We start from the raw sequence: 26,015 nt of genomic DNA, 5'->3' as shown, positions 1-26,015 counted from the left end.
GACACGTGAGGACCCCGCGATGAGTGCGTCCGTCGCCGCGGCGCCACCCGATTCGCGGATCGACCCGCCCGGCCTGCCGAGGAAGCAACGAACCGCCGAGACCACCGGAGCAGCACCGTGATTCGTTACCGCCGTCCCCTCGCCGCGCTCGCCGCCACCGCCGTGCTGGCCGGTTGCGGTGGCGAGACCGGCGGCTCCGGCGCGAACGCCGGTCCGCCGCAGCCCGGCGGCACGCTCCGCTACGGCCTCTCCCAGGCCCCGACCTGCGCCGACCCGGCCCAGGGCGGCAGCAACCAGACCATCTACGTGACCAGGCAGGTCGTCGACTCGCTGACCGACCAGGACCCGGAGACCGGCGAGCTGAAGCCGTGGCTGGCGCGCAGCTGGGAGATCTCCCCCGACGCCACCACCGTCACCTTCACCCTGGCCGAGAACGCGACCTTCAGCGACGGCAGCCCGGTGACCGCGGACTCGGTCAAGCGCACCTTCGACGCGATCGGCAGGGTCGGCGCGGCCAAGGCGCCGCTGGCCGCCAGCTACCTGACCGGCTACACCGGGACAACGGTGGTGGACCAGCGGACCGCGCGGGTCGCCTTCGACCGGCCCAATGCCCAGTTCCTGCAGGCATCGTCGACCTCGCAGCTCGGCATCCTCGCCGACGCTACCAACGCCGCCACCGCCGAGGAGCGCTGCCAGGGCGAGAAGATCATCGGCAGCGGGCCCTTCACCTACGCCTCGTACACCCAGAACGTCTCCGCGACGCTGGTCAAGCGGGCCGGGTACGGCTGGGGCTCGGAGGTCTTCGGGCACGACGGCGAGCCCTACCTGGACCGGATCGAGTTCACCGTGGTCCCGGAGTCCGGGGTGCGCACCGGCAGCCTCTCCTCCGACCAGCTGGACGCGGTGAGCGACGCGCTGCCGCAGGACGCCCCGCAGATCGAGGCCACCGGCGGCCGGGTGCTCACCACCGCCAACCCGGGCGTGGTCTTCGGGCTGCAGCCCAACGTCACCCGCGGCCCGCTGCGCGACCCGGCGGTGCGCACCGCGCTGCTGACCGCGATCGATCGGCAGGAGCTGATCGATACCGTGCTCGGCCCGCAGTTCGCCCCCGCGACCAGCGTGCTCGGCGCGAGAACCCCCGCCTACCAGGATCTCTCCGCCCGCTTGACGTTCGACCAGGCCGCTACCGGGGCGGCGCTGGACCGGGCGGGCTGGGTGCCCGGCTCGGACGGCATCCGGGCCAAGGACGGTGAGCGGCTCGCCTTCGGCGTCACCTTCAGCCAGGTCTTCGCCGGGAACCAGGCGATCCTGGAGCTGGTGCAGCAGCAGCTGCGCCGGGTCGGGGTGGACCTGCGGCTGGAGCTGGTGTCGGCGGGCGAGTACACCGCGCGGCAGAACTCCGGCGACTTCGACTCGGTCTACTACAACTCGACCAGGGCCGACGGCGATATCCTGCGCGCCACCTTCGGGCTGGACGGCCGCAATCTGAACCGCCGCGCCGCCGTGCCCGCGCTGGACCAGACGCTCGACGCGCAGCTGCGCACCGTCGACACCGCCGCCCGCGCCGGGCTCGTCCGCACCGCGCAGGGGCAGGTGCTCGACGCCGGGCTGTGGCTCCCCACCATCGAGCTCGCGCAGGCGATCGGGGCCGGGCCGAGGACCAACGACCTGAAGTTCGAGGCGTCGGCGCGGCTGCAGTTCTTCGACGCCTGGCTGAGCGGGCGCTGATCGTGGCCCGCTATCTGGGAATGCGGCTGCTGCAGGCGGTGTGGGTGCTGTGGGCGACCTTCACGGTCTCCTTCGTCGTGCTCTACCTGCTGCCCGCCGACCCGGTGGCGATCGCGGCCGACGGCGGCGCGGGCAACTCCCCGGTGGACGCCGCCGCCATCGAGGAGCTGCGCGCCCGCTACGGCCTGGACAAGCCGCTCCGGCAGCAGTACCTGGACGCGCTCTGGAACGCACTGCACGGCGACTTCGGCCGCTCGGTGGCGACCGGGCAGCCGGTGACGTCGGCGATCGCCGACGTGCTCCCCTCCACCCTGGGGCTGACCGCCTTCGCGCTCGTCGTCGCGCTGGCGGGCGGGATCGCGGTGGCCGTGGCGGCGAGCTCGACCCGGCTGCCCCGGCTGCGCACCGCGCTGCTCGCGCTGCCGCCGATCGCGGTGGCGGTGCCGACCTTCTGGACGGGGCTGCTCCTGCTACAGGTCTTCTCCTTCCGGCTGCACCTGGCCCCGGCCTTCGGCGGCTCCGGGCTGCGCGGCACCGTGCTGCCCGCCGTCACGCTGGCGCTGCCGATCGGCGCTGTGCTCGCGCAGGTGCTCGCGGCCGGGTTCGCCGGCACCTGGAAGCAGCCGTTCACCGCGGTGGCGCTGGCCAAGGGCGCCTCCCGCGGCCGGGTGCAGTGGCGGCACGTCACCCGCCCGGCAGCGGTGCCCGCGCTCACCATCGCCGGAGTGCTGGTCGGCACCATGCTGGCCGGATCGGTGGTGGTGGAGACGGTCTTCGCCCGGCCGGGGCTCGGGCGGCTCACCCAGACCTCGGTACTGGCCCAGGACATTCCGGTGGTGCAGGGGATCGTGCTGGTCACCGCGCTGGTCTTCGTCGTCGTGAATCTGGCCGTCGACCTGCTCTACCCGCTGCTCGACCCGCGGATCGTGACGGCCGGAGGGGAGCGGGCGGGAAAGGCCGTCGAGGAGGTGGCTGCTCGTGGTTGAGCTGCGCGGCCGGACCCCGCTGGTCCTCTCGGTGCTGGTGCTGCTGATCATCGTGGGCTGGGCGCTCACCCCCTCGTTCTTCGCGAGCGGCGACCCGCTGATCGGCGTCCCGAGGGAGAAGTTCAGCGCGCCGAGCGCGGTGCACTGGTTCGGCACCGACAACCTGGGCCGCGACCTCTACACCCGGATGGTGCACGGCGCCGCCGCCTCGCTCTCCGCGACGCTGCTCGCCGTGGGGATCGCGCTGGTCGCGGGCACCCTGCTCGGGCTGATCGCGGGCGCCGCGGGCGGCATCGTGGACGCCGCCGTCATGCGGGTGGTCGACGTGCTGCTCTCCATCCCGCAGCTGCTGCTCGCGCTCGCCCTGGTGACCGCGCTCGGCTTCGGGACCAGGAACGTGGCGATCGCCGTCGGCATTTCGCTGGTCGCCAACTTCGCCAGGGTGATGCGCTCGGAGGTGCTTCGGGTGCGGCACGCCGACTACGTCGAGGCGGCGCACGCCTCGGGGGTGCGCTGGTACACCAACCTGGCCAGGCACGTGCTGCCGAACTCCTACCAGCCGGTGCTCGCGCTGGCCACGGTGGAGTTCGGGATGGCGGTGCTGGCCGTCTCGGCGCTGAGCTTCCTCGGCTACGGCGCCGAGCCGCCGGACCCGGAGTGGGGCTCGCTCATCTCCGAGGGCCGCAACTTCCTCGCCACCGCCTGGTGGATGACCACCCTTCCCGGTCTGGTGATCGTGGCGGTCGTGCTCGCCGCGCAGCAGGCCGGGCGCGCCCTGAACAGGCAGGACGCCGCATGATCGAGCTACGCCCGAGGGCGGGACACCGTCGCGCGACCGCGCCGCGCCGGAACGCGGGCGCGCAGCGAGACCGCGGAGCGCCCGCGACCAGCCGAGGAGTGACCGCGTGACCGCCCTGATGCAGCCGGTCCGCACCGCGCTGCTGCGCGTCACCGATCTCCGCGTCCGCTACCGCACCGGCGACGGCCCGGTCACCGCGCTGGACGGCGTCTCGCTGACGCTGCACCCGGGCGAAGTGGTGGCGCTGGTCGGCGAATCCGGCTCTGGCAAGTCGACGCTCGCGCAGGCGGTGATCGGGCTGCTCCCGGCGAGCGCCGAGATCGACGGCGGCGCGGTGGAGTTCGACGGCGCGCAGGTGGACCACACCTCGGAGCGGGCGCTGCGCGAACTGCGCGGCGCGCGCATCGGCTTCGTGCCGCAGGATCCCGGGCTCTCGCTGAACCCGGTGCGGCGCATCGGCGGCCAGGTGGCCGAGGCGCTGCTGGTACACGGCAGGGCCACCCGCCGCGACGCCGCCGAGCGCGCCGTCGAGCTGCTCGGCGAGGCCGGGCTCGACCGCCCCGCCGAGCGGGCGAAGCAGTACCCGCACCAGCTCTCCGGCGGCCAGCGCCAGCGGGTGCTCATCGCCACCGCGCTGGCCTGCTCCCCCGACCTGGTGATCGCCGACGAGCCGACCAGCGCGCTGGACGCCACCGTCGCGCGCCGGGTACTCGACCGGCTCACCGAGCGCACCGCCGCCCGCGGCGCCGCCGTCCTGCTCATCACGCACGACCTGGCCACCGCAGCCGAGCGCGCGGACCGGCTCGTGGTGCTGCGCGCGGGCGCCGTGGTCGAGGCGGGGCCGGCCGCCCGGCTGCTCACCGCACCCGAGCACCCGTACACCCGGGAACTGCTCGCCTCCTCCCCCGGACTGGCCGCGGCGGGCCCCGGCCGCGCCGAGCGCGTGCGCGCGGAGCAACCGCTGTTGCGGATCACCGGGCTGCGCAAGCGGTTCCGGCTCGGCGGTGCGGCGCTCACCGCCGTGGACGGCGTCTCGCTCGAGCTGGACCGCGGCGAGACGCTGGCGCTGGTCGGCGAATCCGGCTCCGGCAAGTCGACCACCGCGCGGCTGGCGCTGCGGCTCGCCGACCCGGACGCGGGCACCGTCGAATTCAGCGGGCAGCCGCTGACCGCGCTGCGCGGCCGGAAGTTACGCGAGCTGCGGCGGCGTTTCCAGATCGTCTACCAGAACCCGTACGGCTCGCTCGACCCGCGGCAGCGGGTGGCCGACATCGTGGCCGAGCCGCTGCGCGCCTACCGCACCGGTGACCGGGCGGAGCGCACCGCGCGGGTCGGGGAGCTGCTGGAACAGGTCGGGCTCGGCTCCGGCTTCGCCGGGCGGCGCCCGGCCGAGCTCTCCGGCGGGCAGCGGCAGCGGGTCGCCATCGCCCGCGCTCTCGCGCTGCACCCCGAGCTGCTGGTGCTGGACGAGCCGGTCTCCGCGCTCGACGCCTCGGTGCAGGCGCAGATCCTGACGCTGCTGGGCGACCTGCAGCGCCGGCTCGGGCTCGCCTACCTCTTCATCTCGCACGATCTCGCGGTAGTGCGCCGGATCAGCGACCGGGTGGCGGTCATGCGGCACGGCCGGATCGTCGAGACCGGCCGCACCGCGGCTGTTTTCGCGGCCCCGGAGCACGAATACACCCGCGAGCTGCTCGCCGCCGTACCGCGGCCGCGAAAGGAACCGGCCCCCCGGCCCGGGTCGAGTCCGGGGGCGGAGCACAGCCACGCAGGGCTCCCCGGCCCGGAAAAGGAGACACCGTGAGCATTCCCTTCCTGCTCGGGGTCGAGGCAGCGGGGACCGGGGCGCACCCGGCCTCCTGGCGCCGCCCCGACTCCCGCGCCGAGGAGCTCTTCACCGGCGGCTACTGGGCCGACGCGGCGACCGCGCTGGAGGCGGCAGGCGCCGACCTGCTCTTCGTCCCCGACTCCTTCGCCCTGCAGCCGGGCGGTCCCGGCGTCACCAGGGGGCGGCTCGACGCGATCGCCGTGGCCGCCCGGGTGGCCGCCCGCACCCGCCGGATCGGGCTGGTGCCACAGGGCGCGGTCACCCACACCGAACCCTTCCACCTCGCCAAAGCCATTCAGGCGCTGGACTTCGCGAGCCTGGGCCGGGCGGGCTGGGAGGTCACCGTCTCGCCCGGCGCCGAGCAGGCCGCCGCCTTCGGCCGCAAGCCGGAGCAGGACCACCCCGCGCTCTGGCACGAGGCCGACGAGGCGATCGAGGTCGCGGTGCGGCTCTGGGACAGCTGGGAGGACGACGCGGAGATCCGTGACGTCCCCACCGGTCGCTTCATCGACCGGGAGAAGCTGCACTACATCGACTTCGCGGGTGACAACTTCTCCGTCAAGGGTCCTTCCATCACCCCGCGCTCGCCGCAGGGGCAGCCCATCGTCGCGGTCCGCGCGGGCGCTGCCGACGCCCCGGCCACCGCCGTCGCGGTCCAGCGCGCCGACCTGATCCGGGTGGCCGCCGCCGCGCCGGAAGCGCTCGCCGCGCACCGGGATCGGCTGCGCACCGCGGTCGCCGCGGCGGGCCGGAACCCGGAGAGCGTCTTCGTGCTCGCCGACCTCGAGATCCACCTGGCCGCGACCGTCGAGCGGGCCGAGGCCGAGGTGGCCGAGCTGAACGCCTGGTACCCGGCCGACACCGGCGCCGCGCACATCGGCACCACCGACACCCTGCGCGCCACCCTGGTCGCGCTCGCGGGCGCCGTCGACGGCATCGTGCTGCGGCCGCTCGCGCTGGCCGCCGCGCTGCCCGCGCTCGGCGGGCTCGGCCACACCCCGCCGGAGTCCGGCGCCACCCTGCGCGACCGCCTCGGGCTGGCGCGCCCGGCCAGCCGCTACGCACTCGGAGGAGCACGATGACCACCCGGAAAAAGCAGGTGCACCTGGCGGCGCACTTCCCCGGCGTCAACAACACCACGGTGTGGAGCACCCCGGAGTCCGGGAGCCAGATCGACTTCGCCTCCTTCCGGCACCTGGCCGAGACCGCCGAGCGCGGCCTCTTCGACTTCTTCTTCCTGGCCGAGGGGCTGCGGCTGCGCGAGCACCTGGGCCGCATCCACGACCTGGACGTGGTCGGCCGCCCGGACACCTTCACCGTGCTCGACGCGCTCGCCGGCGTCACCGGGAAACTCGGGCTCGCGGGCACCATCAACAGCACCTTCAACGAGCCGTTCGAGCTGGCCAAGCAGTTCGCCTCGCTGGATCACGTCTCCGGCGGCCGCGCCGCCTGGAACGTGGTGACCTCCTCCGACGCCTTCACCGGCGAGAACTTCCGGCGCGGCGGCTACCTCGACTACGAGCAGCGCTACCAGCGCGCCGCCGAGGTGGTGGACGCCGCCCGCGCGCTCTGGGACGCCTGGCCGGCGGACGCGCTCACCGTCGACCGCGAATCGGGCGTCTTCGCCCGCGACGTGCCGGAAACCGCCTTCCACGGCGAGCACATCGACTTCACCGGCCGCTTCGTGCTCCCGCGCAGCCCACAGGGGCACCCGGTGCTGCTGCAGGCGGGCGACTCGGACGGCGGCCGCGAGTTCGGCGCCCGCTCCGCCGACGCCATCTTCACCGGCCACGGCACCCTGGAGGCGGGCCGGGCCTTCTACGCGAACGTCAAGGACCGGCTGGCGAAGTACGGCCGGGACCGGGACGAGCTCAAGATCCTGCCCGCCGCCACCTTCGTGCTCGGCGACACCGACGCCGAGGCGCACGAGCGCGCCGCGCTGATCCGGCTGCAGCAGGTGAGCCCGCAGACCGCCATCTCCTTCCTGGAGCAGGTCTGGGGCCGCGACCTCTCCGGCTACGACCCGGACGGCCCGCTGCCCGAGGTCGAGCCCTCCGGCGACGTCACCATCACCCGCGGCCGGGTGCGGCACCGCACGGACCCGCTCGCGGTCGCCGCCGAGTGGCGGGCCAAGGCCGAGGCCGAGAAGCTGACGATCCGGCAGCTGGTCATCGAGGTCACCGCGCGGCAGCAGTTCGTCGGCACCCCGGCGGGCGTCGCCGAGCAGATCGACACCTACGTGCAGACCGACGCCTCCGACGGCTTCATCCTGGTCCCGCACCTGACCCCGCACGGCCTGGACGAATTCGTCGACCGGGTGGTGCCGGAGCTGCAGGAGCGCGGCAGTTTCCGCACCGAGTACACCGGCAGCACGCTGCGCGAGCACCTCGGGCTCGCGCACCCGGCCCAGCGGCAGCGCCGCCGTCCCCCGATTTCCGAACACCGCAGCGAAGGAGTCCGCGCGTCATGACCGCAGTCACCACCGATTCGGCCACCCACTTCGCCCGCGAGTGGGAGCGCTGGCACCACGCGCGCGTCGACCGGCTGCGCGACCCGCTCGGCTTCCTGAGCCTGACCGCGCTGCACTGGCTCACCGACGCCCCCGAGCGCATCGACGGCCTCCCCGGCACCTGGTGGGTGACCGACGACAAGGTCTTCATCACCGCCCGCCCCGGCGACCGGCTGGACCACGAGGGCACCCGGATCGCGGGCGTGCACATCGTGCGACCGCGGGAGGGCGCGCCCGGCATCGCGGTGCGCCACGACGACCGGGTGCTGGAGATCATCCGGCGCACCGGGCAGTACGCGGTCCGGGTGCACGATCCGGCCTCGCCTGCGCTGGTCACCTTCCGGGACATCCCCTCCTACCCGCCCGCCGCCGAGTGGGTCGTCGCGGGCCGGTTCACCCGGTTCGCCGAGCCGGAGCAGGTCACCACCGGCGCGGTGGTGCCAGGGCTGGAGCACCACCACACCGCGGTCGGCACCGTGGAGTTCGAGCTGAACGGCGTCACCGAGCAGCTGGTCGTCTTCGGCGCGGGCGACGACCTGCGGGTGCTCTTCACCGACGCCACCAGCGGCATCACCAGCTACCCCGGCGCGCGGGCGCTGCAGATCGCGGCCCCGGCCGCGGACGGCGCCGTGCTGCTCGACTTCAACCGGGCCACCAACCTGCCCTGCGCCTTCACCGCCTACGCCACCTGCCCGGTGGCCCCGGAGCGCAACCGGCTCCGGGTGGCGATCGAGGCGGGCGAGCAGGACCCGCGCACCGAGCGGCGGGCATGAGCGAGCACGTTCCCGAGGCAGCGAACGGGGGCCGGCCGAGCGGGCGGATTCCGCTGTCGATCCTCGATCTCGCGCCGATCAGCGCGGGCCGCACCGCCGCGCAGGCGCTGCGCGACACCGTCGACCTCGCGCGGCACGCGGAGCGCTGGGGCTACCACCGGTACTGGCTGGCCGAGCACCATTTCGTGCGGGTGGCGAGCTCGTCCTCGGTGACGCTGCTCGGGCTGGTCGCCGCCGCCACCGAGCGGATCCGGGTCGGCACCGCCGCGGTGCAGGTCGGGCACCACACCTCGGCCTCGGTGGTGGAGGCGTTCGGCACCATCGACGCACTGCACCCGGGGCGGCTGGATCTGGGCATCGGCCGCTCCGGGCACCGGAAGGCGCAGTTCGGGTCGGAGGCGGGCAAGCCCGCGGCGCAGCGCCGCACCGAGGTGCGCGACGGCATCGTGGTGCCGCCGCCCTTCGACCCGGGCCGGATCACCGACCGCTCCCGCTTCGTCGCCGCGCTGCAGGCACTCCAGCTGCCGGGCGCGCAGTCGCTCGACTTCCCGGAGCAGGTCGAGCAGATCCGCGGGCTGCTCGACGGCAGCTTCGTCACCGGCGACGGGGTCGCGCTGCACGCGGTGCCCGGCGAGGGCGCGCAGGTGCGGCTGTGGATCTTCGGCAGCTCGGCCGGGGAGAGCGCGGAGCTGGCCGGGCGGCTCGGGTTGCCGTTCGCCGCCGCGTACCACGTCGCGCCGGGCAGCGCGCTGGACGCCGTCGCCGCCTACCGGGCCGCCTTCCGCCCGTCGGCGGTGCTCGCCGAGCCGTACGCGGTGATCTCCGCCGACGTGCTGGTCGGGCCAGACGAGGAGACGGCACGGTACCGGGCCCGCGGGTACGGGCACTGGGTGTACAGCATCCGCAGCGGCGCGGGCGCGGCCGACTACCGCGCGCCGGATTCGGTGCCGCCGCTCACCGCGGAGCAGGAACGGCTGGTCGAGGATCGGATCGCCACCCGCTTCGTCGGCACCCCCGACGATGTCGCCGCCCGCCTGGCGGCGCTGCGCCGGGTCAGCGACGCGAACGAGATCCTGGCGACGACGATCGCCTTCGAGCACCGGCACCGCCTGGAATCGCACCGCCTGCTCGCCGACGCGTGGGCCGCCCGCGGCGAACAGCTCGACACGCCACAGTCCGGCGCGGCCTGACCCCTACGCCGAGACCGGCGCCGCCGTCACCCCGTACCCGAGGTTCGTCAGCACCTCGGTCGTCGCCTTCGCGAAGTTCAGCGTGATGAAGTGCAGGCAGGGCGCACCCTCGTCGATCAACCGCTGCGCCATCTCGGTGGCGATCTCGATCCCGGCCGCCCGCACGGCGGCCCGATCCTCCTCGGGACCGTTCCCCGCGGCAGCGGTCAGCCGGTCCACGACGGCGGCGGGCAGCGGCCGCCCGCACAGCTCCTCGGCCCGGCGCACGGTGCGCAGCGAGGTGATCGGCATGAGCTCGGGGATGATCGGCTTGGCGCCCTGCTCCGGGTCGAACGCCACCAGCCGGTCGCGCAACCGCAGGTAGTGCTCGACGTCGAAGAACATCTGGGTGATCGAGTACTCGGCGCCGGCCCGCAGCTTGGCGGCCAGGTGCCTGGTGTCGTGGTCCAGATCCGGCGACCGGTGGTGCCCCTGCGGGAAGGACGCCACCCCGACGTGGAAATCGCCGAGGTCGCGCACGATGCGCACCAGCTCCTCGGCGTACTCGACGCCGTCCGGGTGCCGCACCCACTCGCCGAGCGGATCCCCGGGCGGGTCGCCGCGCAGGACGAGCACATTGCAGATCCCGGCGTCGGCGTACGACCCGACCAGCGCGCGCAGCTCGGCGACGCTGTGCGAGACCGCGGTCAGGTGCGCCACCGGCAGCAGCGTGGTCTCCCCCGCCAGCTGCCCGGTCACCCGCACCGTGCGATCCCGGGTGGAGCCGCCCGCCCCGTAGGTCATGGAGACGAACGCCGGGTGCATGCGCTCGAACTCGCGCACCGCGCGCCACAGCCGCGCCTCGGCCGCCGCGTCCCGCGGCGGGTTGAACTCCACCGAGAACGGCACCAGCCGCTGCCCGTGCGTCCGCAGGCTCCGCACCACCGACGGCGAACTCGAAGCCCGTCGTCCCCCCAGATCGTCCACAGTCACCGGCCCAGTGTAGAGGCCGGGGTGCACCCGCCCCCCGCCGCTGTGCAGGGGCCGGAGTCGGCGCTGCCGCGGATCCACCCGGCTACGGCCCGTGCCGCTATGCGGGGGGCGAAGTCGGCGCTGCCGCGGATCCACCCGGGTGCAGCCCGTGCCGCTGTGCAGGGGGCGAACAGGAGCGCGTATCCTACGGGCAGACGGCTTTGCATCGATCGTGCCTGCCGTCATGCCCCGAGCAGATCTGTGCGGGCACATCGTCGTGCCCGCACCGGCCCGCGAGAACCGATACCGGGAGGTTCCCCTGTCCGCCGGACCAGGCACCCCGACGCCCGTCGCCAGCGGGCGCGCCGCCGCGGCGACGGCAACCCTCGCGGCGCCCGACCCGCGGCAGGCGCTGCGCGCCTTCGTGACCGCCGTCGAGGACGCGCTGGCCGAGTTCTTCGAGAGCAGGACTGCGCTGGTCGAGCCGCTCGGGCCGCCCTTCACCGAATCCGCCGACGTGCTGCGCGACTTCGTGCTGCGCGGCGGCAAGCGCACCAGACCCTCGTTCGCCTGGACCGGCTGGCTCGGCGCCGGCGGCGACCCGGACGGCCCCGCCGCCGCGGGAGTGCTGCGCGCCTGCGCGGCGCTGGAGCTGGTGCAGGCCTGCGCGCTGATCCACGACGACATCATCGATTCGTCCCGGACCAGGCGCCGGTTTCCCACCGTGCACGTCGATTTCGAGCAGCGGCACCGGGAGCGGGCACTGCTCGGCGACCCGGCGCAGTTCGGCGTCGCGGTGGCGATCCTGGTCGGCGATCTCGCGCTGGCCTGGGCCGACGACATGGTGAACGGGGCGGGGCTGGACCCGGCCGCGTTCGCCAGGTTCGCCCCGGTATGGGCAGGCATGCGCACCGAGGTGCTCGGCGGGCAGCTGCTCGACATCCAGGGCGAGGCGGGCGGCGACGAAACGGTCGCGGCGGCGCTGCGAATCAACGAGTTCAAGACCGCGGCCTACACCATCGAACGTCCGCTGCACCTCGGTGCGGCGCTCGCCGACGCCGGCCCCGAGCTGGTCGCGGCGTACCGGACGTTCGGCAAGGACATCGGCGTCGCCTTCCAGTTGCGCGACGACCTGCTCGGGGTGTTCGGCGACCCCGAGGTCACCGGCAAGCCGTCCGGTGACGATCTGCGCGAGGGCAAGCGCACCGTGTTGCTGGCCGAGGCGCTGCGCCGCGCCGACGCCGCCGACCCGGCCGCCGCCCGACTGCTGCGCTCCCGGATCGGCACCGACCTCGGTGCCGACGAGGTGGCGCTGCTGCGGGAGCTGCTCGTCGACCTGGGTGCGGTCGACGACGTCGAGTCCCGCATCACCGACCTCACCGAGCGCGGCCTGGCCGCGCTCGAATCCAGCTCGGCCGAGCCCGTCGCGAAAGCACAGTTGCGCGCGATGGCGCTGGCCGCCACCAGGAGAGCCCTATGAGAGCCTTCGTCGCCCCGCAGGACCGAGTGATCGTCGTCGGCAGCTGCCCGCCCGCACCGCGGGGCAGCCGCAGGCCAGGCCCCGCGCCCGGCGAACGCCGGGTCGTGCTCGGCGCCGGGCTGCCCGCGCCGCGCACGATTCCCACCGGCCGCCGCAGGCGCACGGTCGTCGTCCCCGCTGGTTTCCCCGGGGCGGAGTTCGAGCCGGAGGCCGGGTTCGAGCCCGGCCGGAGCCGGGATGACGCGGACAGCCGTGAACCGGGCACCGGCCACGAGACCGGCGATGCCGCCGCGCACGACGATGCGGACACCGCTCACGCTCAGATCGACGCCGACACCACTCGTATGGAGGACGGGGCGTATGGCGCGCGCGAGCGCGGCACCGAGCCGGATGCCGACGCCGCGACCGGCGCGAAGCGCACCGCCGGAGCGCGCGCCGAGACCGGCGCGGAGTACGACGCCGACGACCTCGTCCACACGGACGACGAACCCCGCCCGCTGATCGCCCGGCAGCGCCGCATCACCCCCCGCCGCCCGGAACCCGAGCCGGACGAGTTCGAGATCGAGTACCGCGCCCTGCAGATCGCCCGCGACCGCGAGGCCGAAGACCGCACCCTGGCGGGAATCGCCGAACTGCTCGACGCATGACCCGCGGGCCCGCGCCCGCCACCGTCCCCGGCCGGCCCGACCGGGTGGTCGTGGTGGGCGCGGGCCTCGCCGGCCTCGCCGCCGCGCTGTACCTGACCGGCGCCGGGCACCGCGTCACCCTGCTGGAGCGCGCCGACCATCCCGGCGGCCGGGTCGGCCGCTACCGCGGCCCGGATTACGAGATCGACTCCGGCGCCACCGTCCTCACCCTCCCCGGGCTGGTCACCGAGGCACTCGCCGCGGTCGGCAGCACCCCCGAGCAGTGCGATCCCCCGCTCCGCATGCACCGGCTCACCCCCAGCTACCACGCCCGCTTCGCCGACGGCGCGGACCTGCGCGTCTTCGCCGACCCGGAGGCCATGGCCGCCGAGGTCGACCGCTTCGCCGGCCCCGAGGCGGCCCGCGGCTACCGCGCCCTGCGCGCCTGGCTGGCCCGGATCTACCGGGCCGAGTACGGCGAGTTCATGGACACCAACTTCGACTCCGCGCTGGACATGGTCCGCTACCCCGCCAAACGGGCCGCGCTGCTGCGGCTACTCCGGCTCGGCGGCTTCGGCAGACTCGGCCCCGCGGTGGCCCGCTTCGTCCGCGACCCGCGGATCGCCCGGGTCTTCACCTTCCAGGCGCTGTACGCGGGCACCGCGCCCGCGCAGGCGCTCGCCGTCTACGGCGCCATCCCGCACATGGACACCTCGCTCGGCGTCTTCTACCCGGAGGGCGGCATGCGCGCCATCGCCGCCTCGATGGCGGGCGCGCTCACCGCGGCAGGAGGCACGCTGCGGCTGAACACCGAGGCCGCGGGCGTGACCTACCGCGGCCGCCGCGCCACCGCGGTCCGGCTCGCCGACGGCTCCGAGCTCCCCTGCGACGCCCTCGTCCTCACCGCCGACCTCGGCGAACTCGGCCGCTTCGGGCTGCGCCGCAGGCCGGGGCTGCGCGCCTCGCCCTCCGCGGTGGTCGCGCACGGCACCGTGCCCGCCGCCACCGCCGCGCGCTGGCCGATCCAGGCGCACCACACCATCGACTTCGGCGCCGCCTGGGAGCGCACCTTCGCCGAGATCACCGCGCACCGCGGCCGCGGCAGGCTGATGAGCGACCCCTCCCTGCTGCTCACCCGTCCCGCACTCACCGACCCCGCGCTGCTCATCCAGCGCCCCGAAGGCCCCGCCGAGCCCTGCTCCCTGCTCGCCCCCTGCCCGAATCTCACCGCGGCCCCGCTGGATTGGGACCGCCTCGGCCCCGCCTACCTGCGCGAGCTGCTCGCGCTGCTGGAGACCCGCGGCTACACCGGCATCTCCCGCCACTTCACCGTCGACCACCTCGACACCCCGGCCACCTGGGCGGCCCGCGGTATGCTGGCGGGCAGCCCGTTCTCCGCGGCGCACCTCTTCCGGCAGACCGGGCCCTTCCGCCCGCGCAACCTGCCGCGCCGCTACGACAATGTCGTGCTGGCGGGGTGCGGCACCACGCCGGGGGTCGGGGTGCCCACCGCGCTGCTCTCCGGAAAGCTCGCGGCGCAACGGATCACACGGGCCGGGGTGCCCGCCCGGCTCGATCCCCGCGCACCGGCGGGTTAATGTCTCCAGGGCGGCTCGTAAACTGGGCAGCCGTACCGGCCCGGTGAAGCCGGCGCAGACCTATTCGCTCCGCGGTTACGACCGCCGACCACGACGGGGGGACCCGCTCCGAATGGTTTCCCCCGACACGCCCCGAGACCGATGACCGAAACCCTTTCCACCGTCACCCCGGCCGCAGGCTCCGCGCCCCCGCGCGGCCGGATGCGGGTGGCCGCCGACTTCGTGCGCAGCCCCGAGGGCCATGCCGCGCTGCTCGGGCTGGCCGGCGCGGTCATGATCACCTTCGGCGGGTTCGGCGCGGGCAGCGTGCGCAAGCGCGATCCGTTGCTGGAGGCCGCGCACCTCTCCTGGCTGCGCTTCGGCCACGGCTACGCGCTCTCCACCATCCTGATCTGGATCGGCGTGCTGCTCATGATCACCGCGTGGGTGCGGCTCGGCCGGCTCACGCTCGGCACCGGCGGCGTGCGCTCCTCGGTGACGCTGAACGAGCTGCGCGCCATCGTCGGCATCTGGATCTTCCCGCTGCTCTTCGCGGTCCCCATGTTCAGCCGCGACGCCTACTCCTACCTGGCGCAGGGCGCGCTGCTGCGCGACGGCTTCGACCCGTACCAGGTCGGCCCGGTCGCCAACCCCGGCGTACTGCTGGACAACGTCAGCCCGGTCTGGACCACCACCACCGCCCCCTACGGCCCCATCTTCCTGCTCCTCGGCCGCGCCATCACCATGCTCACCGGGGACAACGTGGTCGCGGGCACCATCGCCCTTCGCCTGGTGATGCTGCCCGGCCTCGCGCTCATGATGTGGGCGGTGCCGTACCTGACCAAGCACCTCGGCGGCAAGCCGACCGTCGCACTCTGGCTCGCGGTACTGAACCCGCTGGTGCTGATCCACCTCATCGGCGGCGTGCACAACGAGATGCTCATGGTCGGCCTGCTCTGCGCCGCCATCGCGCTGGTGCTGGAGCGGCACCACGTGGCCGGCATCGTGGTGGTGGCGATCGGCGTCGCCATCAAGGCCACCGCGGGCGTCGCACTGCCCTTCCTGGTCTGGATCTGGATGATCCACGAACGCGAACGCCGAGCCGCCCAGCGCGCCGCGGGCGACGACTCCGAGAGCGCCGAGCTACCCCACCCGACGCTTATGTTCGCCAAGATCGCCGGGCTCGGCCTCGCCGTCTTCGCCGCGGTCTTCGTGGCCGCCTCCGCGCTGGCCGGGGTCGGCATCGGCTGGCTCACCGCGCTGTCGGGCTCGAAGAAGATCATCAACTGGCTCTCGCTGCCGACCGTCATGGCGCACGCCCTCACCTGGGTCTCCCCGCTGCAGATCGGCCAGGTGCTCGACATCACCCGGCTGCTCTGCATGCTCGCCCTGGTCGCCGTGCTGGCCTGGACCTGGTGGCGGTTCAAGGACAGCGAACGCGAGGCGGTCGCCGGGATCATGATCGCCTTCGTCGCGATCGTCATCCTCTCCCCCGCCGCGCTGCCCTGGTACTACTCCTGGCCGCTGGCCCTGGCCGCCGGTTTCGCGCTCTCGCTCGGGACGCTGCAGGTGCTGGTCGGGTTGTGTACCTGGCTCATGCTGGTCTTCCAGCCGGATGGGTCGATCGGGTTGTACAACTTCTGGCACGTCGCGCTCGCGGTTTTCGCGGCCGTGGTCGCGGCGCTGTCGTTGCGCACGGTTGATCCGCTGCGATTGCGTTCGACGCGTACGGCGGTGACCACGCCAACGGTCGTTCCGGCGCACACCTGACTGCTCTACAGTGGTACTACAGCCTCCCCCTGCGGGGTGCGAGGAAGTGAGGCCGGGATCCCCGCCGGACGACGGGACCCGGCCTTCGCGCTGTCAGGAGCCGCCAGCTCGACGACTGGATCGCGAGAAGCTTATGAGCAACCCGACCCGCTACAGGAAGCCCGCTGTGGTTCCCGACGACCTGCGCCTGCTCACAGGCCCCACAGCCGGTGTCGTCCACCTACCCGTGCACCTCGACTGGTCGGGACGCGCTAGCTACGACCTTGATCGTCCCGGCAGAATCGTCGATCTGTATCGCGCGGTCATCAACGAAGCCGCCAGCCCCGCTGACCTGCACACCTACCTCGATGCGGCGACGTTGAAGCGGCTGTGGTCCTCCATCTGGCTTCCGACAGATACCAGGCGTGCATGGGAAGGCCGTTTCCCTGAACTCACCGAGCTCAGCCAGATCGCCTCGGCCTGAGGAAGTGGGGGCCCGTGCCTCCATCAGCCAAAGAGACCCAGCCTTCGCGCTGTCCGGACCGCTCACCGACGACGGTGCTCTCGGGAAGGTAACTACGGCTCCAAATACAGCCGCTCATTCGGCAGCCGCGGCAAGCTCTCGGCACCGTGCGCTGAGACGGCAACAGCATCGACATAGCGCCGCTGCTGGTGCTCCTGCACGAACAGCAGCGCGGCCGTGAGGCAGGCAGCGAAGTCGAACTGGGTGCCGTGCATGAACACCGACAACCGCACATCGGGCTCGTGCGGCAGCGGAGAGGTTCCGAGCGTCCTCATCAGGACGCCGCCCGCGCACCCAGCGTGATTCGCTGACCATCGCGCAGGAGGCGCGGGCAGCTTGCACATCGTGCAGTAGCACGTGCAGTGCGAGCGCGATGTGCCGCCGTTCCCGACGGCGTGCCGTGATCCTCGTATTCGACCATCGACAGCAACTGGTTCCTGACAAGCAGGCAGGCGATGGCCATCAGGTCCGGGAACCTCCATGTGCGGGCCTCCCGACCTTCGACGGAAGACAAGCGGGCTGAGGTACCCGGCACCGAGGGCCTGGGGAAGGCCACGGGCGCCCCTGTCTGTCGGGCCGCCGGTGCACCGCCCGGGCGGGCAGGCTAGGCGGTGTCGACCCGGTGCCGGGTACCGCTATAGACCTTGGGCCACAAAGGGTTTGGCGCGGACTGTCCCGGTGGGGGCACAATGGGGGCGGAGCGTAGGGGTTTTCAGGGGTTTGCCCAGTTCAGGACCAAGATTGAGGCATTGAAGCGATGGTACGCGGGCGGGAATGGACGGGCTTCGAAGCAGCGGCGCTGCAAGAAGCCATGCGTAAGTCGATCCGGGACTATGCCGCGCTACTCGGCGTGGAGACCACCACGATCAACAACTGGCGCAGCGGCCTGGGCAGCGTAAGGCCTCGTTCGATGACCCAGGGGATTCTGGACACCACCCTTGAACGCCGGACCTCGCCCGAGGACCGGGCACGGTTCGATCAGATCGTGGCCGAGGGCGAGGCCGTCTGGCGGGAACGGCACGGGCGTTCATCCGACGATGCCGAACCCGTCTTGCCGCCATCTCCGTCGCTGGTTGATCTACCCTCCGCTCCAACGGCTATCGCCTCCCCCGATCTCGACGGAGACTACGTCGAATCGCTGCACAGCCGCATCCGTCAACTGGTGGATCTCGATGCCACCTTCGGTGGCGATCAGTCCTCAGGAGCGGCCCTGCAACTGTTCCGCTCGGTACACCGCAAGCTCGGTGTGGCTCGCTGTGAGCCAGCGGTCGAGCGGGATCTCTATGCTGCCGCCGGTGAACTCGGCGAAGTCGTCGGATGGCTGCTCTATGACGCAGGTGAACATGAACTCGTACGCCAGGTGAACAGCGAGGCTCTGCAACTCTCGCGTCTTGCCGGTGACCGCAGCATCGAATTGCTGACCTTGCAGAACATGTCCATGCACGCCGGCTACCTCGGCCGACCTGTCGAAGCGCTGCGCATCGCCCGCATGGTGCTGGGTCAGGAGTCGCTTTCACCGCGGCTGGAAGCGATGTTTCGCGTCCGTGAGGCTCGCGCCCTGGCGCGGGGAGGCGATCAGCAGGGTGCTGCCCGTGCCTTCGCCCAGGCTCGGTCGCGCTACCTCGACGGCGTGACCGACAACGATCCGGCGTGGGTGTGGTGGATCAACGACCAGGAGTTGGGGTGGCACGAGGCGATGGTGTGGGCTGATGACGGCAAATGGGCCCGCGCGGTCGATGCCTTCCACGCGTCCGCGGAGGCCGTTCCACGCCGGGAGATCCGATCCCGCTACATCCACTTGGCGTCACTGTTCAGCGCTCAGATCCATGCGCATGCCTGGCGAGAAGCCGAGGACACACTTCGGCAGCTCGTTCCGCTCGTCGATGAGGTGCGCTCGAGCCGGACAGCCACCGGTCTGCTGGAAGCGATTGATTACATCGAAACCATCGACCCCGCACCACCCGTCCGCGCCGAGGCCCGGCAGCTGCGGAAGTTTTTGGAGGGAGCCGGGTATGGACGGCCCAAGTCAACGCGACACTCATCTGCCATCGGCTGCATCGACTTGCGCTTGCCGTCGGGCACCAGCCCGTAGCTAGAGGTGATCGCTGACAGCGGGTACCGGGAAACATCCGCGATCACTCCCCAGCGCAGGAGGCGAAGATGCGAACTGCCCGGTTGGAGGCAGGAGCACAACGCCGCGCACCCGCAGGTCCGGATACGAGTAGGGCATGCCCTTTTGCGCACATGAAGACCTGAAAGATCCTGCGTGACTGCTGCCAGCGCGACAACGGATTAGCGGTCGCGATGGCCGGAGTCGCCCAGCTCGCGAACCTCGCTCACTCAACCTGAGGCTCGATCAGGCGCTGGCCTTCATAGACGCACAGGACCCACAAGACACCATCTGGTCAAACTCAATGACCTCTCGCGCCCCTCACCAGCATGTGCAGAATTCGATACCGGTCGGTCCTATGTGCGGGGGCGGCCCATCGAGTCCAAGACCCAATTAGGGCAATCGGCTCGCGCACGTTAGGCTCACGTAAGTCGATTAAGGCAAACGGAGGGCACGTTGGCGAATCCTCAGCGGTACACCAAAGCCGAACTGCTCGAAAAATATGAATCTTCCAGATGGCGAACTAAGTTCATACGCACTATTGCCATTTCATCATTACTTAAAGGGTGCATCATTGGCCCAAACTATAGAATTCCCGATGATCTAAATGATGCGATAGCTTTGAGCGAGCAAGGTCAACAGGCGATCAATCATCTAGTAGCAAAAGGAAAAGTTGGAGTCAAAGAGGCCAAGCTTCAATGCCTCCTCAAATTGGCCTACCTGGACGTATTGATAAACATTGACGGCTTGGATCTTGACGCTATTGTCGAAAGCATTGGGAAGCAGATTCTGGCTGGGGAGTTGCGATTCCCGTACATTTTTGGGCGATTCCTGTACGACGCAGTTGCGGATTCTTTCACCGAGGAACGGGAGTATCTCAACGAGGATGAGACACAACGCGTTCTGGACGTGACCCCCAAAGGGGTTTGGCAGGCAGACGACGTCATTGTGGGCCCCTTTGGCGTGATTCGAAGCGAATACAGCCGTGGATTTATTCCAAGGCAGCGATTGTCATTGCAGCACTGCACCGATCCGTTATGCGGGATGCTACACAGCGTATATCTCTCTACGTCATCCGACGCCTTGATCAATCGAGCATACGTTCGAATGGACGAATATCTGAAGAAGTTGAAACTCGACCCCTCCGATTGGGCGGGCTTTATAGAGGAGGTGACCAAGCCGGAACGAGCATTTTTTGATGACTTAGATCCCTCCTCTATTCCATATGCGTTGGCCGATCTGATGTCGCTGAAAGAATTAAGCCTACTATTGGGATATCTTATCGACAAAGGGATGGCGAGACCTGTTCGAACATTCCTCGAAAATCACGGAAAAAGTGGCTCTTGGGAGGCATTGGTCTCTAACCTGTCGCATGCCGAAATCATACAATTGCTCCTGATACAGTCAGATAGCGTAATCGCATCTGCAGTCGACGAGTGCGTGAAGAGCGGTATGATCGATGTACCAACAGGTGAGATCAGAAGATTGCGGATTCATCAGAAAGCAGCTCTAGGCGCTTGGGATCTTCAGCCCGAACTAGGTGCGCACGGTATTCGTTTCGTTTCCAATATGCCTGGCTTGCCGCAGCTCAGGCTCAGGAAATTACTCAGTGAGATTTTTCCTTCCTCAGATGAAGGTGCCGACTCGGACCTGAGCTGGCAACTGCGCTCGATTGGGGGACTCGGGAATAAAGGAAAGCTTGAGACATTTATCCGCACAACGACTCCGGATGCAGTAGTCCGCCGACTGATTCTGCGTGATCGCGAGAAGGCAGATCGCGCGTGCTCCAGACTTGGCGTATCCTGGTCCGAGCGGGACGGTGATGACTATCTAGTTGATTCTATCGTATGGAAATTGGGATTCGATCCAGTAGCAGAAGATGGATCGCATTCGGAGTTTTGGCGCAAGCACAATGAAATGACCAACCTTGCGCAAACCGCCAGTTTGAGCACTGTTGCCGACGAGGATAAGATATCAGCCGGAGCTGGTGTGTACTTCAGAGGCCTGGAAGGGATGCTTGAGAATGCGCTGGTGTACTCGACATGGGCACTATGCTCGGATCATTTGAATAGTGCTAGACCATTTGTCTACGACTATGAGATGTCGCGCTCTTTCGTGATGGAGACTCTCGCACAAGCTTCAGTTGCCATGAACAGCGACCAAATTTCTTTCGGAGAGAATAACACGCTTTATCCGATAATTCGAGGGTTCGATATCCTGGCCGAGCATTTGAAATCGATGCAGAACGATATCGACACTGAGCTGTACTCCCGAGTCGACCTGCCCGAATATCACATGAAGACTAAAATCAAGGAATTTCCATTACTTCATACCATAGCATTTTTGGATCTGCTACCCGAATCGCGCACGAAAATTATACTCGACTTGAAGGAGTTCTCCCGAGCCCTGACCGCGTCGGGAATCGTCGAATCACGCAACTCGTTGCTCCATTTTCGGCGATCCAGTGCAGATGTCAACAAGCTTACGGCCGCGCTCGAATCTGTGAGAGCCGCTATTCGAAGAGCAGAGCAGTCCGGCATCGTTCGAACGTTGTACGTTCGGAGCGGTAGTGTAACTGACGAGTGGGGCAGGTCAACGGTAGGATTGAAGGGGTACGGAGGACAAGAGGTAACCTTCTTTAGGCCGACCAGTTTCGACTGGCTGGGAATGCCCGATCTGGAGTCGCCGCAATTTCTTTTTCATTCTGCAATCTTTGAAGAACCGAACGAAATGCTTAGATACTTCGATGGGCGGTCTTCTGAATATTCAGATCTGTGGTCCAAATTTCCCCGGCGGCCAGTAACTTTGGGAGCTTCAGTTGCCAACCATTCAAAATCGACGGTCGGGAGTGTGGAAGTTCAATAGCCACCGTTTACTGTTTTCCGGACCAAGCGTAGCGCAACGCCGGGTGCGTACAGTGGCCTTCAGGCCGATGCCGCGACGCGTCACCGAAGACCACGACCGGCTCGCCTATCATGGGTCAGCCGGTGCAGACCGGGCGGTCAGCGCGGCGCGCGGGTTCTGTACGGAAGGGCCTCGGCGACCACGCCGCCGCCACCGCGCACCTCGCCGATGTGAATGCCGGTTCCAGCGTCTGGCCGCCCGAGCGGGCGTCCTGGCAACTGCATCTGACGAACAAACCTGATCCGGAGCGGCGACATCGCCGCCGCCTGCGGCCAGCTCACCGACACCTTCGCCACCATCGCGGGGCCGGCATCGGCCCGGCTGCAGCGACGGCTGGCCGACGCGCTCACCCTTGTCCGTCTCCACTCCGCGATGCCCGAGGCGCGCGAACTCCTCGGCCTGTGGGCAAGTCGCTGAGCGAACTACCCGATCAGAACGGATCCGCCGCGGCTCGGCGAACAACCTCCCGCGCCAAATCCCCGTGCAGCGCATCCACCGGCTTCCCCGGCAGCGACGGATCGTCGGTGAAGACCCACTCCAGAATCTCCTCGTCGGTGTACTTCCCGTCCCGCATGACGGTGATCAACCCGGGAAGCATCCGGACCACAGCCCCATCACGGTCGAAGAACCGCGCGGGCACCCCGGCGACCCCGTCCCGTCGGACCGCGAGCAACTGGTGATCGCGCAACATCTGGTGCACCCGGGTGACCGGGATGCCGAGCTGCTCGGCGACATCGGGCAGGTTCAGCAGCTCGACGTCGGCCGGAAGCACATCCTCGCTGCAGGGAAAGGAACTCACGGGCAACTACGGTAGACGGTCGGTTCCCGCACGTCGTGATCCACCCGCGACGTCCGCGCCGATACCATCGACACCGGCCGCACCGGGCGGCCGCATCGCCTCCCGCGCGGCACAGCGGGGGGTGGACGTTCGGAATCCGGAGGAACACGTGATCGGCCAGATGCTCGAAGGGCGTTATCGCATCGATGCGCCGATCGCCCGGGGCGGCATGTCGACGGTCTTCCGCGGCGTCGACACCCGGCTGGATCGCCCGGTCGCGATCAAGGTGATGGATCCGCGCTTCGCCGCCGATCCGCAGTTCCTGGCCCGGTTCGAGTTCGAGGCGCGCTCGGTGGCCAAGCTCAAGCATCCGTCGCTGGTCGCGGTGTACGACCAGGGCGTGGACGGGGAGCACCCGTTCCTGATCATGGAGCTGGTCGAGGGCGGCACGCTGCGCGAGCTGCTGCGCGAGCGCGGGCCGATGCCGCCGCACGCGGTGCGGGCGGTGGCCGAGCCCGCGCTCGGCGCGGTGGGGGTCGCGCATCGGGCCGGGCTGGTGCACCGCGACATCAAGCCGGAGAACGTGCTGATCTCGGACGCGGGCGAGGTGAAGATCGCCGATTTCGGCCTGGTCCGCGCGGTCGCGGCGGCGACGACGACCTCGGCGAGCGTCATTCTCGGCACCGCCGCGTACCTCTCCCCCGAGCAGGTCACCAGCGGCACCGCGGACGCTCGCTCCGACGTCTACGCCTTCGGCATTCTGATCTTCGAGCTGCTCACCGGGCGGGCGCCGTTCACCGGCGACAACTCGCTGTCGATCGCCTACCAGCGGATCGAGAACGACGTGCCGCCGCCGAGCGCCTTCATCGAGGGCGTGCCCCCGGAGTTCGACCAGCTGGTGGCCCGCGCCACCGCCCGCGAGCCGAGCCACCGCTTCGCGGACGCCACCGAGATGGCCGCCGAGCTGCGCGGCATCGCCGCCTCGCTGGCGCTGCCCGCCTACCGGGTGCCCGCGCCGCGGGAATCCGCCGAGCACACGAGCTCGAGCAGGCGCGTCGCCGATATGCCCCTGCCGCCCCCGAGGCAGCAGCCGCAGCACACCCGGGTGCAGACGGCGGCGCGGCCGGTGGACCACGGCACCGCCATGCACCACGCGCCGGGGCTGCCGGAGCCGCGCCGCTACGACCCCTACGAGCAGCAGCAGCACCCGTACGCGGGCGACCCGCACCGGCAGAAGCGCACGGTGTGGCTCTGGGTGGCGCTGGTCGCGGTGCTGACGCTGGTGGTCGGGGTCGGCGGCTGGTGGTTCGGCGCGGGCCGCTACGAGGCGGTGCCCGCGGTCGCCGGAATGCCGACCGAGCGCGCGGTGGCGGCGCTCACCGAGGCCGGATTCGAGACCGAGATCAGGCAGAAGGCCTCGGACACGGTCCCGGTGGGCGGCGTGGTCGGCAGTGACCCGTCGGCGGGGTCCCGGGTGACCAAGGGCTCGACCGTCGGGGTGCTGGTCTCCAGCGGCAGGCCGCGGGTGCCGGAGGCGAACGCGGGCGCCGATATCGGCGCGATCAACCGCGCCATCCGCGATGCCGGGCTCACCCCGGTGGACGCGGGTGAGACCGGGAGCAGCGCCCCGAAGGGCACGCTGGCCAGGGTGGAGCCGGCGCCGGGCACGGTGCTGCCGACCGGCGGCCAGGTCAAGGTGTTCAAGAGCCGCGGCTCGACGCCGGTGACGGTGCCGGACGTCAGCGGCCGCGGCACCGAGGAGGCGGCGAGCATTCTGCAGGCCGCCGGGCTGGAGATCTCCGAGACCAGGGAGCAGTACGACCGCGGCACCGAGGGCGGTAAGGCCATCGGCACCGACCCGCAGCCGGGCACCCAATTGCAGTCCGGCGACACGGTGGTACTGATGGTCTCGAACGCGGTGAAGATCCCGCTGGTGGTCGGCCAGAGCGTCGGCAACGCGCGCGCAGAACTCCAGCAGCTCGGGTTGCAGGTGCAGGTACGGCAGCTGACCCCGTCGGACGGGTCGGTGGTGATCGGTCAGACGCCGGGGGTCGGCGCGAACGTGCAGGCGGGCTCCCTGATCGCGCTGACCGCGCTGCCGTAGCTACCGCAGCATCTCCGCGACCAGGAAGGCCAGCTCGAGCGACTGCTGGGTATTGAGCCTGGGGTCGCAGGCGGTCTCGTAGCGCCCGGAGAGATCCAGGTCGGAGATCTCCTGGGCGCCGCCGAGGCACTCGGTGACGTCCTCGCCGGTGAGCTCGATGTGCAGCCCGCCTGGGTGCGTGCCGAGCCCGCGATGCACCTCGAAGAAGCCCTGCACCTCGTCCACGATCCGGTCGAAGTGCCTGGTCTTGAAGCCGGTCGAGGCCTCGTGGGTATTGCCGTGCATGGGGTCGCACTGCCAGATCACCTGGTGCCCGGTGGCCTGCACCTTCTCCACGATGGGCGGCAGGATGTCGCGCACCCGGTTGTTGCCCATGCGGGAGACGATGGTGAGCCGGCCGGGCTCGTTGTTCGGGTCCAGCCGCTCGACGTACTCCACCGCCAGCTCCGGCGTGGTACTCGGCCCGATCTTGATGCCGATCGGGTTGGCCAGCAGCTCGGCCAGCGCGATGTGCGCGCCGTCCAGCTGCCTGGTGCGCTCGCCGATCCAGAGGAAGTGCGCGGAGAGGTCGTAGAGCACCGGCTCGCCCGCGGCGTTCTCGGCGAGCCGCAGCATGGCGCGCTCGTAGTCGAGGACCAGCGCCTCGTGGCTGGCGTAGATCCTGGCCTGCTGCAGGCTCGGGTCGTTCACCCGGCAGGCGCTCATGAAGCGCAGCCCGCGGTCGATCTCCTCGGCCAGCGCCTCGTACCTGGCGCCGGCCGGGGACTGCGCGACGAAATCGCGGTTCCAGTCGTGCACCCGGTGCAGGTCGGCCATGCCCGCGCCGGTGAGCGCGCGCACCAGGTTCATGGCGGCGCTGGCATTGGCGTAGGCGCGGACCAGCCGGGACGGGTCGTGCTCGCGCACCGCGGCATCGGCGACCAGCGAGTTCACCATGTCGCCGCGGTACGACTTGAGCCCGAGCGCGTCGGTGTCCGAGGAGCGCGGCTTGGCGTACTGCCCGGCGATCCTGGCCACCTTCACCACCGGCAGGCTGGCGCCGTAGGTGAGCACGACGGCCATCTGCAGCAGGGTGCGGATATTGCCGCGGATGTGCGGCTCGGTGTTGTCGGCGAAGGTCTCCGCGCAGTCGCCGCCCTGCATGAGGAAGGCCTCGCCGCGGGCCACCTCGGCGAGCCGCTCGCGCAGCTCCTCCACCTCGGCGGGCAGGCAGATGGGCGGGACGCTCTCCAGTACGGTGCGCATGGTGGCGGCCTGCTCCGGATCCCAGGACGGCTGCTGCAGCGCGGGTCGCGCCAGCGCCGCGTCCAGGCGCCTGCGCAGCTCGGTGGGGAGCGGCGGCAGTTCCGGCAAGCGGTCGATCGGTACGTCGACGGTCCAATTCACCAGTTCAGAATACG

21 protein-coding genes are annotated in these 26,015 nt (G+C 70.4%); 16 read left to right on the top strand and 5 right to left on the bottom strand.

Going from position 1 to position 26,015, the window contains the following annotated elements:
• The first annotated feature begins 117 nt into the window (after positions 1-117).
• The 8 genes from NH2_RS18115 to NH2_RS18080 all read left to right on the top strand — a co-directional run bounded on the left by NH2_RS18115 (position 118) and on the right by NH2_RS18080 (position 9,813).
• Positions 118-1,728, top strand: coding sequence for an ABC transporter substrate-binding protein (locus tag NH2_RS18115; protein ID WP_067655198.1), 1,611 nt, complete (start codon positions 118-120; stop codon positions 1,726-1,728).
• A 2-nt stretch (positions 1,729-1,730) separates the two neighbouring features.
• A complete protein-coding gene (locus NH2_RS18110; RefSeq protein ID WP_067655195.1) occupies positions 1,731-2,714 on the top strand; it encodes an ABC transporter permease in 984 nt (327 codons plus the stop codon).
• Entirely contained in the window at positions 2,707-3,513 is an 807-nt protein-coding gene (locus NH2_RS18105; RefSeq protein WP_439951757.1) for an ABC transporter permease, read from the top strand. The genes NH2_RS18110 and NH2_RS18105 overlap by 8 nt, the downstream gene beginning before the upstream one ends.
• Positions 3,514-3,631: 118 nt before the next feature.
• Positions 3,632-5,317 carry a dipeptide ABC transporter ATP-binding protein gene (locus NH2_RS18100; RefSeq protein WP_084505671.1) on the top strand — a complete coding sequence of 562 codons (1,686 nt, stop codon included), beginning with the start codon at positions 3,632-3,634 and terminating at the stop codon, positions 5,315-5,317.
• Positions 5,314-6,423 carry an LLM class flavin-dependent oxidoreductase gene (locus NH2_RS18095; protein ID WP_067655191.1) on the top strand — a complete coding sequence of 370 codons (1,110 nt, stop codon included), beginning with the start codon at positions 5,314-5,316 and terminating at the stop codon, positions 6,421-6,423. The genes NH2_RS18100 and NH2_RS18095 overlap by 4 nt, the downstream gene beginning before the upstream one ends.
• The gene (locus NH2_RS18090) at positions 6,420-7,811 is read left to right on the top strand and encodes an NtaA/DmoA family FMN-dependent monooxygenase (protein ID WP_067655188.1); all 1,392 of its coding nucleotides are present in this window, start codon (positions 6,420-6,422) and stop codon (positions 7,809-7,811) included. Before NH2_RS18095 ends, NH2_RS18090 begins: the two co-directional genes overlap by 4 nt.
• A complete protein-coding gene (locus NH2_RS18085; protein ID WP_067655185.1) occupies positions 7,808-8,623 on the top strand; it encodes a DUF1684 domain-containing protein in 816 nt (271 codons plus the stop codon). Before NH2_RS18090 ends, NH2_RS18085 begins: the two co-directional genes overlap by 4 nt.
• Complete coding sequence (locus NH2_RS18080; RefSeq protein WP_067655182.1) at positions 8,620-9,813, top strand: LLM class flavin-dependent oxidoreductase; 1,194 nt, start codon at positions 8,620-8,622, stop codon at positions 9,811-9,813. The genes NH2_RS18085 and NH2_RS18080 overlap by 4 nt, the downstream gene beginning before the upstream one ends.
• 3 nt (positions 9,814-9,816) lie before the next feature.
• On the opposite strand, the gene NH2_RS18075 is transcribed toward NH2_RS18080, so the two are convergent.
• A complete protein-coding gene (locus NH2_RS18075; protein ID WP_084505634.1) occupies positions 9,817-10,737 on the bottom strand; it encodes a methylenetetrahydrofolate reductase in 921 nt (306 codons plus the stop codon).
• Between the two features lie 271 nt (positions 10,738-11,008).
• Between NH2_RS18075 and NH2_RS18070 the strand changes: the two genes are divergently transcribed.
• The 5 genes from NH2_RS18070 to NH2_RS18050 all read left to right on the top strand — a co-directional run bounded on the left by NH2_RS18070 (position 11,009) and on the right by NH2_RS18050 (position 16,680).
• Entirely contained in the window at positions 11,009-12,244 is a 1,236-nt protein-coding gene (locus tag NH2_RS18070) for a polyprenyl synthetase family protein (RefSeq protein WP_084505633.1), read from the top strand.
• A complete protein-coding gene (locus tag NH2_RS18065) occupies positions 12,241-12,891 on the top strand; it encodes a hypothetical protein (RefSeq protein WP_157103835.1) in 651 nt (216 codons plus the stop codon). The genes NH2_RS18070 and NH2_RS18065 overlap by 4 nt, the downstream gene beginning before the upstream one ends.
• Positions 12,888-14,468 (top strand): phytoene desaturase family protein, encoded by a 1,581-nt coding sequence (gene crtI, locus NH2_RS18060; protein WP_067655175.1) that lies wholly within the window; start codon positions 12,888-12,890, stop codon positions 14,466-14,468. The genes NH2_RS18065 and crtI overlap by 4 nt, the downstream gene beginning before the upstream one ends.
• Before the next feature lie 141 nt (positions 14,469-14,609).
• Positions 14,610-16,217 carry an alpha-(1->6)-mannopyranosyltransferase A gene (locus tag NH2_RS18055; RefSeq protein WP_067655172.1) on the top strand — a complete coding sequence of 536 codons (1,608 nt, stop codon included), beginning with the start codon at positions 14,610-14,612 and terminating at the stop codon, positions 16,215-16,217.
• Positions 16,218-16,350: 133 nt separating this feature from the next.
• The gene (locus NH2_RS18050) at positions 16,351-16,680 is read left to right on the top strand and encodes a hypothetical protein (RefSeq protein WP_067655169.1); all 330 of its coding nucleotides are present in this window, start codon (positions 16,351-16,353) and stop codon (positions 16,678-16,680) included.
• 92 nt (positions 16,681-16,772) lie between these two features.
• Here NH2_RS18050 and NH2_RS18045 read toward each other — a convergent pair whose 3' ends face one another.
• On the bottom strand, positions 16,773-16,994 hold the full coding sequence (locus tag NH2_RS18045) for a hypothetical protein (protein WP_067655166.1): 222 nt from the start codon (positions 16,992-16,994) through the stop codon (positions 16,773-16,775).
• Between the two features lie 482 nt (positions 16,995-17,476).
• Between NH2_RS18045 and NH2_RS28885 the strand changes: the two genes are divergently transcribed.
• Together NH2_RS28885 and NH2_RS28880 are read left to right on the top strand one after the other, a co-directional pair.
• Positions 17,477-18,811, top strand: a complete 1,335-nt coding sequence (locus NH2_RS28885) for an NsdA family TPR-like regulatory protein (protein ID WP_501193509.1) — start codon at positions 17,477-17,479, stop codon at positions 18,809-18,811.
• 474 nt (positions 18,812-19,285) lie between these two features.
• The gene (locus NH2_RS28880; RefSeq protein ID WP_157103833.1) at positions 19,286-21,694 is read left to right on the top strand and encodes a hypothetical protein; all 2,409 of its coding nucleotides are present in this window, start codon (positions 19,286-19,288) and stop codon (positions 21,692-21,694) included.
• A 137-nt stretch (positions 21,695-21,831) separates the two neighbouring features.
• Here the strand turns inward: NH2_RS28880 and NH2_RS18030 are convergent, their stop codons facing one another.
• Together NH2_RS18030 and NH2_RS18025 are read right to left on the bottom strand one after the other, a co-directional pair.
• On the bottom strand, positions 21,832-22,083 hold the full coding sequence (locus tag NH2_RS18030) for a hypothetical protein (RefSeq protein WP_157103832.1): 252 nt from the start codon (positions 22,081-22,083) through the stop codon (positions 21,832-21,834).
• An 80-nt stretch (positions 22,084-22,163) separates the two neighbouring features.
• Positions 22,164-22,532: an Rv2175c family DNA-binding protein gene (locus NH2_RS18025; RefSeq protein WP_067655154.1), complete on the bottom strand. Its 369-nt coding sequence runs from the start codon at positions 22,530-22,532 to the stop codon at positions 22,164-22,166.
• 148 nt (positions 22,533-22,680) lie between these two features.
• Between NH2_RS18025 and pknB the strand changes: the two genes are divergently transcribed.
• The gene (pknB, locus tag NH2_RS18020; protein ID WP_439951756.1) at positions 22,681-24,615 is read left to right on the top strand and encodes a Stk1 family PASTA domain-containing Ser/Thr kinase; all 1,935 of its coding nucleotides are present in this window, start codon (positions 22,681-22,683) and stop codon (positions 24,613-24,615) included.
• Here the strand turns inward: pknB and NH2_RS18015 are convergent, their stop codons facing one another.
• Entirely contained in the window at positions 24,616-26,001 is a 1,386-nt protein-coding gene (locus NH2_RS18015; protein ID WP_067655151.1) for a class II 3-deoxy-7-phosphoheptulonate synthase, read from the bottom strand. It abuts the gene before it with no gap.
• Between the last annotated feature and the right edge of the window lie 14 nt (positions 26,002-26,015).

Origin of the sequence: Nocardia harenae NBRC 108248 (assembly GCF_001612885.1) — a bacterium.
In the GTDB taxonomy this organism is placed as follows: domain Bacteria; phylum Actinomycetota; class Actinomycetes; order Mycobacteriales; family Mycobacteriaceae; genus Nocardia; species Nocardia harenae.
This window is presented reverse-complemented; position numbering and strand designations above follow the sequence as displayed.